At 46.5% G+C, this 11988-nt stretch carries 9 protein-coding genes; 6 read left to right on the forward strand and 3 right to left on the reverse strand.

The features are described 5' to 3' along the window. Positions 1-18: 18 nt before the first annotated feature. Entirely contained in the window at positions 19-381 is a 363-nt protein-coding gene (locus tag DVG78_RS27540) for a hypothetical protein (protein ID WP_147277190.1), read from the reverse strand. A gap of 253 nt (positions 382-634) precedes the next feature. On the opposite strand from DVG78_RS27540, the gene DVG78_RS27545 reads away from it, so the two are divergent. Both DVG78_RS27545 and DVG78_RS27550 read left to right on the forward strand, forming a co-directional pair. Beyond that, positions 635-1153, forward strand: coding sequence for a fasciclin domain-containing protein (locus tag DVG78_RS27545; protein ID WP_114464234.1), 519 nt, complete (start codon positions 635-637; stop codon positions 1151-1153). Between the two features lie 166 nt (positions 1154-1319). Continuing rightward, positions 1320-2576 (forward strand): aminotransferase class V-fold PLP-dependent enzyme, encoded by a 1257-nt coding sequence (locus tag DVG78_RS27550; RefSeq protein WP_114464235.1) that lies wholly within the window; start codon positions 1320-1322, stop codon positions 2574-2576. A gap of 184 nt (positions 2577-2760) precedes the next feature. Here the strand turns inward: DVG78_RS27550 and DVG78_RS27555 are convergent, their stop codons facing one another. Further along, a complete protein-coding gene (locus tag DVG78_RS27555; RefSeq protein ID WP_114464236.1) occupies positions 2761-3588 on the reverse strand; it encodes a DUF2911 domain-containing protein in 828 nt (275 codons plus the stop codon). Between the two features lie 246 nt (positions 3589-3834). Here DVG78_RS27555 and DVG78_RS27560 point away from each other — a divergent pair, with 246 nt between their 5' ends. Beyond that, entirely contained in the window at positions 3835-5643 is a 1809-nt protein-coding gene (locus DVG78_RS27560; RefSeq protein WP_114464237.1) for a hypothetical protein, read from the forward strand. A gap of 117 nt (positions 5644-5760) precedes the next feature. Here the strand turns inward: DVG78_RS27560 and DVG78_RS27565 are convergent, their stop codons facing one another. Further along, positions 5761-8256: a glutaminase family protein gene (locus tag DVG78_RS27565; RefSeq protein ID WP_114464238.1), complete on the reverse strand. Its 2496-nt coding sequence runs from the start codon at positions 8254-8256 to the stop codon at positions 5761-5763. A 311-nt stretch (positions 8257-8567) separates the two neighbouring features. On the opposite strand from DVG78_RS27565, the gene DVG78_RS27570 reads away from it, so the two are divergent. From DVG78_RS27570 to DVG78_RS27580, 3 genes are read left to right on the forward strand one after another with little or no spacing between them, the layout of a single operon-like run. Next, a complete protein-coding gene (locus DVG78_RS27570) occupies positions 8568-9725 on the forward strand; it encodes a homogentisate 1,2-dioxygenase (protein ID WP_114464239.1) in 1158 nt (385 codons plus the stop codon). 46 nt (positions 9726-9771) lie between these two features. After that, complete coding sequence (gene fahA, locus DVG78_RS27575; protein WP_114464240.1) at positions 9772-11013, forward strand: fumarylacetoacetase; 1242 nt, start codon at positions 9772-9774, stop codon at positions 11011-11013. A gap of 11 nt (positions 11014-11024) precedes the next feature. Continuing rightward, positions 11025-11876: a flavin reductase family protein gene (locus tag DVG78_RS27580; protein ID WP_114464241.1), complete on the forward strand. Its 852-nt coding sequence runs from the start codon at positions 11025-11027 to the stop codon at positions 11874-11876. Positions 11877-11988 lie beyond the last annotated feature (112 nt).

Below are 11988 nucleotides of genomic sequence, written 5' to 3' on the forward strand. Positions count from 1 at the left end.
CATCTCAAAAATGTTTCATTAAATGAATCGAGGTGGCTGCCAAATGGTAGAGAGGTGGGCGGCCAAAATATGTGCAGAGGTGTAATAAGAAGGATTTCCTTCTTTGATAATCGTAATGCTTGGTGATAAAGGCGTAAAACTCAAAAAGAAGTAAAAAGGGGATTGAAACGAACTGGAGTGGTCGTTTGACTGAAAAGGGAGTTGACTATCTCTCTCAGCATCGCCATCGTCTGCGTGATTGATGGCGTAGTGATTATGGAGGAATTGAAAAAATGAAATGGAAGAGTTCTTTTGCTGATGTTCCTGAAAATGCATCACAAGCACCGGTAACTTCAACAACTGGTTGAGTTCCGTTGCTGAAAAGAGGTAGATGATTAACAAAAATCTTGAGATAAGCATTTTCACGGTGCAAAAGTAGCATTTTATAAAGATAGTTTTTGTGCTAACGCCAGAAAATGACTTAAGTCATTATGTGTATAGAGAAGCATAAAGACCGATTCCCTCCCACAGATGCGTTTTCGGGATAATCGTTGGTTGGTATTATAGAGTAAAAATTTAACAAAACAATTGCGCGAACAACCTGTTCATCAATCGTAGTATCATTTTATACTATTGACAAAACTAAAAACCAACAATGAAATCAGTTAAAAACACCATTTTCGCTTTTGCATTAAGTCTGATTGCCGTAAGTGCCATGGCGCAGAACAAAAAAGACATCGTTGACATTGCCATTGGCTCAGCTGACCATACCACGCTGGTAGCCGCGGTAAAAGCTGCCGATTTGGTAGCCACACTCAAGGGAGCGGGGCCTTTTACCGTATTTGCACCAACCAACGCCACATTTGCTAAGTTGCCTGCTGGCACGGTAGAGACTTTGCTGAAGCCTGAAAACAAAGCAACTTTGGCGGGAATTCTTACCTACCACGTAGTAGCTGGAAATCTTGATGCTACCAAAGTAATGGCGGCAATCAAAGAAGGTATGGGAAAAGTTGTATTGACAACCGTAGCAGGTGGTAAACTGACTGCTTCGATTGTGGGTGGAAAAGTGATTTTGACCGACGAAAAAGGCGGAAAAGCAACCGTAACGGCTACTGATTTGAAAGGTAGTAACGGCGTGATTCACGTGATTGATACGGTAGTAATGCCTAAGTAAACAAACACGGATTAGCAGTCCACATCATTGGGCGACAGGCATGGATAATTTATCCGTGAATGTCGCCCGTTTTTGTTAGGGTCGGTTTGTGGCGTGATAGGTGTATTTTCGTCTTATTTTTCTATTTTTACCATTGACTCTTTCATCAACGAATTTCTGCTTCCTCATGCTTCTCAACAAACGCCAATTTCTCCAATCGCTGACCGGGTTAGCGGCCTTGCCTTCCATCACCATTGATGCGCTGTTGCCTGCCATTGCTTCCCAAACCCCCGAGCAAGTGGCTCAAAACGAGGAATTTTGGTCAGAATTACGAAAAGGATTTACCGTAACAAAAGACTTTATTCACCTCGAAAACGGCTATTATGTGTTGGCGTCCAATCAAGTACTGGAATCGTATATTCAACACATTCGAGACATTAATCCCATTTCGTCGTATTATATGCGGACGCGGCAGTTTGATGATAAATTGGCGGTGCGCAAACAATTGGCGGAATTGGTCGGTGCGTCGCACGAAGAAGTGATTATCACCCGAAATACCACTGAATCCTTGGATACCATTATTTCGGGAATCGACTGGAAAGCGGGCGATGAAGTGGTGATGGCGGTGCAGGATTACGGAGCCATGTTGGATATGTTCAAACAACAGGCGCGTCGTTATGGCATTGTCAACAAAATCATTTCGGTGCCCAATCACCCCAAATCGGATGAAGAAATTGTAGAACTGTACGCGCAGGCCATTACGCCCAAAACGCGGCTGTTGATGGTGTGCCACATCATTAATATTACGGGACAGATTTTGCCAGTGCAAAAAATCGCCGATATGGCCCACGCCAAAGGCGTAGAAGTAATGGTGGATGGAGCGCATGCCGTAGGTCATTTTGATTTTAAGATTCCCGACCTACACTGCGATTATTACGGCAGCAGTCTGCACAAGTGGCTGGGGTGTCCGCTGGGCGCGGGTTTGTTGTACGTCAAAAAAGATAAAATCAAGCAGATTTGGCCTTTAATTGGCGAAACAGGCTACGCCGACGATGACATTCGCAAGCTCAATCACACTGGTACGCACCCTGTCCATACAGACTTAGCATTGGCGGATGCCATCAAATTCCACCAAAAAATCGGTATACAACGCAAAGAGGCACGCCTTCGCTATCTGCAAAGCTACTGGACGGCACAGGTCAGAAACCATCCGGGCATTGTGGTCAATACGCCCGCCGACCCCAAACGTCATGGAGCCATTGCCAACGTGGGCGTGACCAAGCTCAAACCCGCCGACCTCGCCAAAACGCTCATGGAAAAATACAAAATTTGGACCGTCGCCATTGACTACGCCAACGTCCACGGTGTACGCGTGACCCCGCACGTGTTCACCACTACCGAGGAATTGGATACGTTTGTGAAGGTGTTGAAGGAGTTGGCGTAGGTGGCTTGGCTTTCTATTTCACCTCAAAAAAGTGCCCCTTTTTCCAAGCCGGGCGCGCGGGATTTTGGGCAATCAGACCCAATCAAGAAATTAAGTTGGGCGTATTTGTGGCTAGCCGACCAGCAAAACGTGGAGGCTGTCCAAAAAACATTTGGACAGCCTCCACGTTTATATTTACTGAGAATTATAATCCCGCAATCAGCTTCTGGTTCAGAACCACGTAATCGTCGTTTTTGGCTTGTTTTGCCATTTCCATCGACTTCATGGCGGTGGCTTTTGCGCCGGCTTTGTCGCCTGCTTTTGCCTGAACTTTTGCTTTCAGGTGCATTACCCAATACGCCGTAGGTTGTGCTTCAACGGCTTTGTTGGCCCATTCCAGCGCTTTGTTGATGTCTTTGCCGTTGTCAAAATAATAGCTGGCGGCTTGGAAATACGGGCGGCTGTCTAGGGTCATGGCCGAGTTGATTTGCGCCATGATTTTAGTGTCGATGTCGGCCACTACTGGGATTTGTACGGCGGTATTTTCCCACAGGATTTGAATGTCGGCAGAAGATGCGGTTAGGTTGCCCAAAATGATGGTAAAATTCTCAATCATCATCGGCAATTTCATCGACTCTACTTTAAAGCGAGCCACATCGTCTTCTGTTTTATAGCCCGTCAAGCCACTGTTGTTGGCACCTTTGTTGATGATAATTTCCCATTCGTTGGCGGTTGGTACGGAATAAATAGCGTACGAACCTGCTTTTACGGGCACTCCCCCCACTTTTACATCTTCTCCGAAGGTCACTTTGGTGGCGGCGTTGGCACCTGTTCTCCAGATTTTACCAAATGGCACCAAATCACCAAAAATTTTGCGGCCTTTCGCGGCGGGGCGAGAATAAGTGATTTCGATGGAAGAAAGCGCAAAGTCCTGCTTGAGGGTTTGGGTTGGACTAGGAGCGGGTGTCTTGATTCCCTGGGCCGATGCGCCTACTGAAAATAGAACAAAAAGAAGTACAACAACTTTTTTCATTTGATTTTTGAGGGTTTTGTTTTGATAAGTAATGTGCGTAGTCTATCGACTGTTAGCAGAAGTGTAAACTCAATTATCAGCCAAATAATTCAAAAAAATGAAGTTAAAGTGAAGCATTTGCTTGAATAACGCAAGTGAGTACTGATTTATATCATCATTTTCATGGGGAGAAATGTCGATTTTTGAAGGGTTGGGAATGCGTTTATATCCCTTCGTCGAATCATTTATTAAAACACTGTTTTCCACATGTCAACACAACATACATTTCATATTCCCGTCATGGGGCTGGGATTTACGATGGAATCGCCCATAAAAGTGGCAAGGTTTGGGATTTCGTCGGTTATTTCTATTATTGAAGACGAACTGATGGAGCGCCTCCGCGAGTTGTACAGCCCGTGGGTAAATGAGACCTTTGTTCCGATCACAGAGCAGGTGGAGGATTGGCGCGCCAAACGAATTCACTCCTACCTCAATCTGGTCAATCGGATTGTGATGCAACAGGTAGAAAAGCTCCGAAATCTGCCGTTTGCGATGGGCACCGAAATTGTAAAATACTTCGAACTCCTCCCCGACAATTCGTCGGTCAAGGCGCTTTATCAAAACATGATGTCGTTGGAGGAAGGCGAGGCCAAAGCGCAGTTGCAGGAAAAATTGCGGGGTGAAATCAAACCGGGGGCCATTGATGTCAACATCATGGCGAAGGTAGACCGAAATAATTACACCAAAGAGGGAGAAATGTTGCCCAAAGAGTTTTCGGACGCCCTTTCCAGTTTACGGGGATTCGCCCAGAGTGATTTGGAATCTTCAGTGGTTTTCTCGGCGGGATACAACCCGCGTTTGTACGCATATATTGACACTTTCAGTGACTTTTTTCCCGATGAAAAAGGCTACCTAAAAAAGAAGATTGTATTGAAAGTAAGCGATTATCGCTCGGCTTTGACCCAAGGAAAAATATTGGCCAAAAAAGGTTTGTGGGTGTCAGAATTCAGAATTGAATCGGGATTGAACTGCGGCGGCCACGCTTTTGCGACTGATGGCTTGTTGTTGGGACCAATCATGGAGGAATTTAAAGCCAATCGAGAAGCACTGGCCGCAGAGCTGTGGACGATGTGCAACCAAGCCTTGACGGCCAAAGGTGTACCTACGTTTGAAACCCAACCTGTGCTTCGTGTCACGGTGCAGGGAGGCATTGGAACGGCCAACGAAAATGCCTTTTTGCTCGACTATTATCAGGCCGATGCCACGGGTTGGGGCAGTCCATTTTTGTTGGTTCCCGAAGCCACGAGTGTCGACGAAAACACGCTTCAAGCACTGGCTACGGCCAAGCCCGATGATTATTATTTGAGCCATGCCTCGCCGCTGGGGATTCCGTTCAATAACTTTCGGAAAAGTACCGCCCAGCATCAGTTGGCGGCACGGATTGCGAAGAATCGCCCAGGAAGTCCTTGCTATAAAAAGTTTTTGGTGGCCAATACCGAGTTTACCGAGATTCCGATTTGTGCGGCTTCGCGCCAATACCAGCATCTGAAAATCAATCAGTTGAAAGAACAAAACCTTTCGCCGGAAGTTTACGAAGCGCAGTTGGCAGAAGTAACGGAAAAGGATTGCCTTTGCGAAGGACTGGGCGCGTCGGCGTTGTTGAGTGAAGGGCTCAAACCGGCGCACAACCTCAACGCAGTGACGATTTGTCCGGGCCCCAATTTGGCGTATTTCTCGGGGGTGTTTACGTTGCAGCAGATGGTTGACCACATTTATGGCCGCCTGAATTTGCTCAACTCCGTGAAGCGTTCCAACCTGTTTGTGAATGAATTAAGAATGTACGTAAAGTACTTTGACGATGAGTTGAAGAAAAGTGCGGACCATCTAACCACCAAGAAGGTACGCTATCTGCAACTGTTTCAAAACAATCTTTTGCAAGGCGTCGCTTATTACAAAGAACTCATTCCTTCACTCAAAAACGAAGCGGAACGTTATCTGGAAGAGATGAAGGAGGAGTTAAATCAGTTTGAAAACACGATAAGAAATAAGACGGTGCCCGTTCCAGTAAGTGCCTAAACGTAGGATATTTTTTTAGTGGGTTTAATTGTTTCTAGTGGTCCGCAAGTTTTGCTGACCACTTTTTTGTTTAAAACTGTAGAAAAAGGCTGTGTCTCCACAGCCCCAAAGATTAGTTTACTTCTTCTGCTTCTTTGCCAGTTTTTCTTCTAACACTTTCATATAATATCCTCCCACTACCGAGCGGGCGGTAAAACCTACACGCTTGGCATTGGGGGTTTCGTGCCAATCGGTAAGGGGCGTGCGGGGTTGGGTTTCGTTGGCAAACTTCCACACCGGCTGCATCAGGGATTGAAAATCAGCGGGCGATTGCGCCAGTACGGCCGTCCACAAAATCCAGTCAGATTTGGTATAGGTCTTGCGACTGTCGAGCGGCAGGCCGTAGGGTTGCTGTATTTTGAGGTAATATTTGATTTCTTTTTCCGCCACCGACGGAGGGAAAACGTTAAATTTCAACAGCTTGTCCCAAACCAAATTGTACTTCTGTGACCATGTATTGCCCTTGTCGAACGTCAAGGCGTAGTGGTCGCCCACATCGGCCATCGTTTGCCAACGCGAGGCTAGGCTGCGGGCCAAGTCGAGGTATTTCTTGCCAGTAGCCGAGTCTCCGATTTTCTGAGCAAGCTGTCCGTAAGCGGCAATCCCCAAGATAGCTTTGATGGAAAGGTTGGCGTTACGGGCCAAATGTCCCGCAAAATCGTCGGTACAAAGCTGATTGGCGGGGTCGAAACCATCCCTTTCGAGAAATTCCACCCAAGTAGAGAGCGTTTTCCAGTGTTGTTTGGCAAAATCTGCGTTCCCTTCGGCGGCGGCGACGGCGGCCGTGAGTAGGAGCATATTGCCACCTTCTTCTACGGGCATGTCTTCGGGGTAAGTTTGTCCGTTGGCTAGTGGATAGGTTCCTACGTCGTGTGCGGGGAATGGTTTGGTCCATTGGCCGCTTTCGCTGTAATCAAAGATGGGCCGCAACATTCCTTTCATCAACTCGATATTGTACGCCAAAAACAACGGTGCCGAAGGGTACGTCACATCTACGGTGCCGATAGAGCCGTTGGAAAAGTTTTCTTTTGAGAAAAACAACAGCTCGCCGTTGGGTTTGGCCACTATTTTGTGGGCGGCAATGGCTTGGCGATAGGCTAGGTTGCAAAGTTCGGCGTATTGTTTACCTCCGACTTTGAATGCGTCGTTTTCAATGGTTTTATCAAATGCGGCACATTTTATTTGAATAGCGGGATACTCTTTTTCGGCCATCGCCAAGAGTTGTTCGATGGTCACTTTACCCGTCCGATTCCACCACGGGCGCAAGTTTGTGCCAAAATACTGAACCGAGTATACGTCATCGTATGCCACGAGCAAATGACTTGTTTTAAGCGTGTTTTCTACTTTTCCAACGTTAACCACCGCACTCAAGGCCATGTCGGCAGCCGCACCTGCAGCAACCGCCGTCGATGAGGTTTGATTGCTAACAAAGTTTTGTTTCAAGGCCCTAAATGCACCGCTTGCGAGTTGGGTTTGGGCGTTTTGAGGAACGGCTAGGTAGGCATAACCCCAATCAATGCGTACATCATCGCCTTTTTTCTTGAGCAACGGTTGCTCTTTGGTGCCGATAGCCAGCCAGTTCAGGTTGGTTGCTTTACCGTTGTTTGTCACTACTTCTTGATTGGGTAAGTTGGTGGCAACGGTGCCCGCTATTCCCGTAAACAATTGTACATCATGGGGTTTGGCGTCGTTGGATTTCACCGAATAAGTGATGTAGCTGACGGGCCGAGCCGTTACTTCAAGGTCGTTTAATAAAAGAGGGGACAAAAAGCTGACGCTCAAATTGACACCGCCCGCTTTGAAAGTATACGTTGTTTTGGTGGCGGTAAGTTCTGCCTTGGTTTGCTCGGCCAACTGAAGCGGCTCGGCTTTAATTTCTTGGGCAAGGCCCGCGTCAATAAAGGCATTTCCGCTGGTGTGCAACGCATAGATTGTCAACAGGTTTTGGCCTTTTTTCAATGTTTGCAGTGCTTTGGCAGGAATGGGATACGGCCGATAATCTTCGGCTACGCTGTGGTGTTCATAGAGGGGAATCCCGTTGAGAAATACTTCCACTTCGTCGTTGAAGGCCAGCATAAGTCTAAGGGCGCTTGGGTCGGTTTGGCCGTCCCAATCAAACGTGCGCCGAATCCAAACTCCGCCTTTGGTCCAAGAAAGGTGGCTGCGGTCGGTGTGTGAACCAAACGGAAGCCGCCCCGTTTGCCATTTAGCATCGTCAAAATTGCTCTCTTTCCAGCTTTCGCTTGGCTTCTCAAAGGTATATCTGACCGAAACGTTGGCATCGGCACCCGTGGATAAAACTGATTTATATTGAATGGGTGTTGCACCCATAAATTGATAGGCTTTGCCATCTACGCGCACAATTCCTTCCATGGATTGCGGCTTGCTGGTCCAGTGGGTGGTAGCCACATCCGTCAGGCGGTCGCCCTCCGACCAAATACTAAAATAAGGGTCGTGGGTAATGAGCGGATAGGCTGGTGGGCGGAGGGTTTGGGCTTGGAGGGTGAGGGAGAAAAGCGCAATGAGGCAAAGCGAATAGCCAAATGCGGCATTTGCGTAAATTCGTTGTTGCATGGGTTTTGGGTTGCTTTTTGGATTCTAAGATATGGCGTTAGATTATAAAAACATTTGTTTGATGGTTATACTCAATTAAAAATGAGCGGCCTTTACAATTGAGCTAAGATTTTGCAAGTATCTTGGGGTATATGCATGATACGCAACCATGAAAATCAAGTTTCCAATTTTCATGGTTGTGCTCCAAAGAAATGGGTATTTGTAATTGGTTTGATACATAGATTGTAATTTATTTGTTAAAGCAACTATTGCCTTAGCACTTTTATTTTGTAATTTAGCGCATACTTTTTTGTATCTTATCGAGAAAAGCCATGCCTATTTATCATAAACTCGGCAAAATTCCCCCCAAACGGCACACCCAATTTGAGAAGCCTGACGGGGGATTATACTACGAACAACTGTTTGGCACCGTCGGCTTCGACGGCATGTCGTCGTTGATGTACCATGTGCATCGGCCTACGATGGTCAAAGAGATTTTGTCAGAAACGGATGTTTCGCCTAAAATCGCCGTCGAAAAGGGAATAAAAGCGCGGCTACTGAAAGGCTTTGACGTACCGCCGAAAGAAGATTTTTTAGAAAGCAGAACGCGGCTGTTGGTCAACAGTGATGTGCATATCAGTCTGGCGGCACCGCGCCAATCGTTGACCTCGTATTTTTACAAAAATGCCGACGCCGACGAGCTGTTGTTTATCCACCGAGGTTCGGGGAAACTGCGCACCCAACTCGGAAATATTCCGTTTGAATACGGTGATTATCTGGTTATTCCAAGGGGTATCATATATCAAATCGAGTTTGATTCTGAAGATAATCGACTGCTGATTACGGAGTCGTTTCATCCGATTTATACGCCCAAGCGGTACCGAAATTGGTTTGGACAGTTGCTCGAACAGTCGCCCTATTGTGAGCGTGATTACAAACTTCCCGAAGAACTCGAAACCCACGATGAAGCGGGAGATTTTGTGATGAAAATCAAAAAACAGGGCAAAATTTACGAAATGCTTTATCCTACGCATCCGTTTGACGTGGTCGGGTGGGACGGCTACAATTTCCCCTACGGTTTTTCGATTCATAATTTTGAGCCTATTACGGGGCGCATTCATCAACCGCCGCCTGTACACCAGACCTTTGAGACGAGCGCGTTTGTGGTGTGTTCGTTTTGCCCGCGCTTGTATGACTACCATCCCAAGGCCATTCCCGCGCCCTACAATCACTCCAATATCGACTCCGATGAGGTGATTTATTACGTAGACGGTGATTTTATGAGTCGAAACAACATTGAGCAGGGGCACATCACACTCCATCCGGGCGGTATTCCGCACGGCCCCGCGCCGGGTGCGTACGAGCGGAGTATTGGCAAAAAAGAAACCATTGAGCTCGCCGTCATGATTGATACCTTCAGGCCGCTGATGGTAACCGAAGATGCCCTCAAAATTGACGATGGAAAGTATTACCAGAGTTGGTTAGCCTAATTTTTGGCCATTTTTATCTTTATTCACCCTTTCAAGACCATACTTTATGTGGCTTTCCATTGATAAAAACTCCGATTTTTCGATTCATAATTTGCCTTTCGGTATTTTTTCAACGCCTAAAACCCCAAAAAGAGTCGGGGTGGCGCTTGGCCCTTGGATTATTGATATGACCAAACTGGCCGATTTGGGCGCTTTTGGCGGCGTTGAGTTTGATAAAAACGTTTTTCAAAAGGAGTTTCTCAACGACTTTATGGCGGCGGGTAAAGCCGTTCGGGTGGGAGTGCGGCAGGTGTTACAGCAAATTTTTGAAGACCCGTGTAGCCCTTTCAAAGGCTTTGCCTCCGATTTTTTGGTTCCACAAAAAGACGCCATTTTGCATCTGCCAGTTAAGGTGGGTGATTACACCGATTTTTATTCAAGTGAGCAACATGCCTTCAACGTTGGGGCCATGTTTCGCGACCCACAAAATGCGTTATTGCCCAATTGGAAACATTTGCCAGTGGCGTACCACGGTCGGGCGTCGTCGATTTTTGTGTCGGGGACCCACTTCCACCGTCCTAAAGGACAGACTTGCCCCGACGAGACGCAACCGCCGATTTTCGGTCCGACCAAACGTCTTGATATTGAATTGGAAATGGCTACCATTATCGGCATGGGTAATGAAATCGGTGACTGCATTTCGGTCAATGAAGCAGAGGAGCACGTTTTTGGGTTTTTGTTATTCAACGACTGGTCAGCGCGCGATATTCAGAAATGGGAATACGTGCCACTGGGGCCGTTTTTGGCAAAAAACTTTTTTTCTTCGGTTTCTCCTTGGGTCGTTACGATGGAGGCCCTCGCCCCATTTCGGGTGCCTACACCTGCGCAAATCCCCGCTGTTTTGCCGTATTTAAAAGGGCAACATCTTCAAAACTTTGATGTAACACTGGAGGTGTACATTCAACCAGCAGAGGATAAAGAGCAATCTGAGTTTTTGCTTTGCCGTTCCAATTTCAAAAATATGTACTGGACCGTAGCGCAGCAGATTGCGCATCATACCGTTAATGGCTGTAACCTGAACGTGGGAGATATGCTTGCTTCGGGTACGATTTCGGGCAAAGAACCCGACAGTTTCGGGTCGTTGTTGGAATTGACGTGGGGAGGGAAAAATCCGATTCCGCTACCCAATGGTTTGGTACGTAAGTTTGTAGAAGATTACGACACGCTTATCATTCGGGGTTTTGCGCAAAAAGGTGAAATTAGGGTAGGGTTTGGAGAAGTAAAAACAACTATCTTGCCAGCAAAATAACCTTCATCACCATGCTTACCATCAATCCGAAAGACGTGTCCGTTCCCGTCATTCATCATTATTTGCAAGGCGCAGTGGCACCGCGCCCGATTGCTTTTGCGAGTACGGTCGATAAAGACGGCAACGTTAATTTAAGTCCCTTTAGTTTTTTCAATTTATTCGGTACTAAGCCCCCTACGCTTATTTTTTCGCCCAATCGCCGCGTGCGCGATGCCACCAATAAACATACCCTCGAAAACGTACAAGAAGTAGACGAAGTGGTGATTAACATGGTGGATTATGCCATGGTTGAGCAGATGTCGCTGGCGAGTTGTGAGTATCCAAAAGGCACCAACGAGTTTGTGAAAGCGGGTTTTACAGAAGTTCCATCCCAACTGGTAAAACCACCTCGGGTGGGGGAGTCGAAAGCCGTTTTTGAGTGTAAAGTCAAGCAAATTATTTCGTTGGGTGAAGAAGGTGGTGCAGCCAACCTGATTATTTGTGAAGTGATTTTAGCGCATTTTTCGGAAGATATTCTGGACGAAAACGGCCGCATTGACCAACGAAAAACCGACTGGGTAGCCCGCATGGGCGGCGATTGGTACGCCCGTGCTTCGGGTGATGCCTTATTTGAGATACCGAAGCCCAGTATCCAAAAAGGCATTGGTGTTGATTCCATTCCTGACTTTATAAAAACAAATCCACTGTTTACTGGAAATGAATTGGGACGTTTGGGGAATATTGAAAAATTGCCGCAGGCTGAGGAAGTAGAGGGTTTTAAAAATGAAAATTTGGAGAAAGACTTCATTCAATTGGCAAAAAAAATGCTTGTAGAAGGCAAAGTAAAAGACGCTTGGTTGGCGCTGTTGGCAAGGCAAGGATAGGGTGGAGGCTTTTAATTTATTAGTCTGAAAAAATCCCCTTTTTAAGCCATTTAACTTATAATGAAACAGTTGTTGAATAAAATAAATATAAAATATTTTTATTTTTATTTAT

The organism is Runella aurantiaca, assembly GCF_003339505.1.
Classification (GTDB): Bacteria; Bacteroidota; Bacteroidia; order Cytophagales; family Spirosomataceae; genus Runella; species Runella aurantiaca.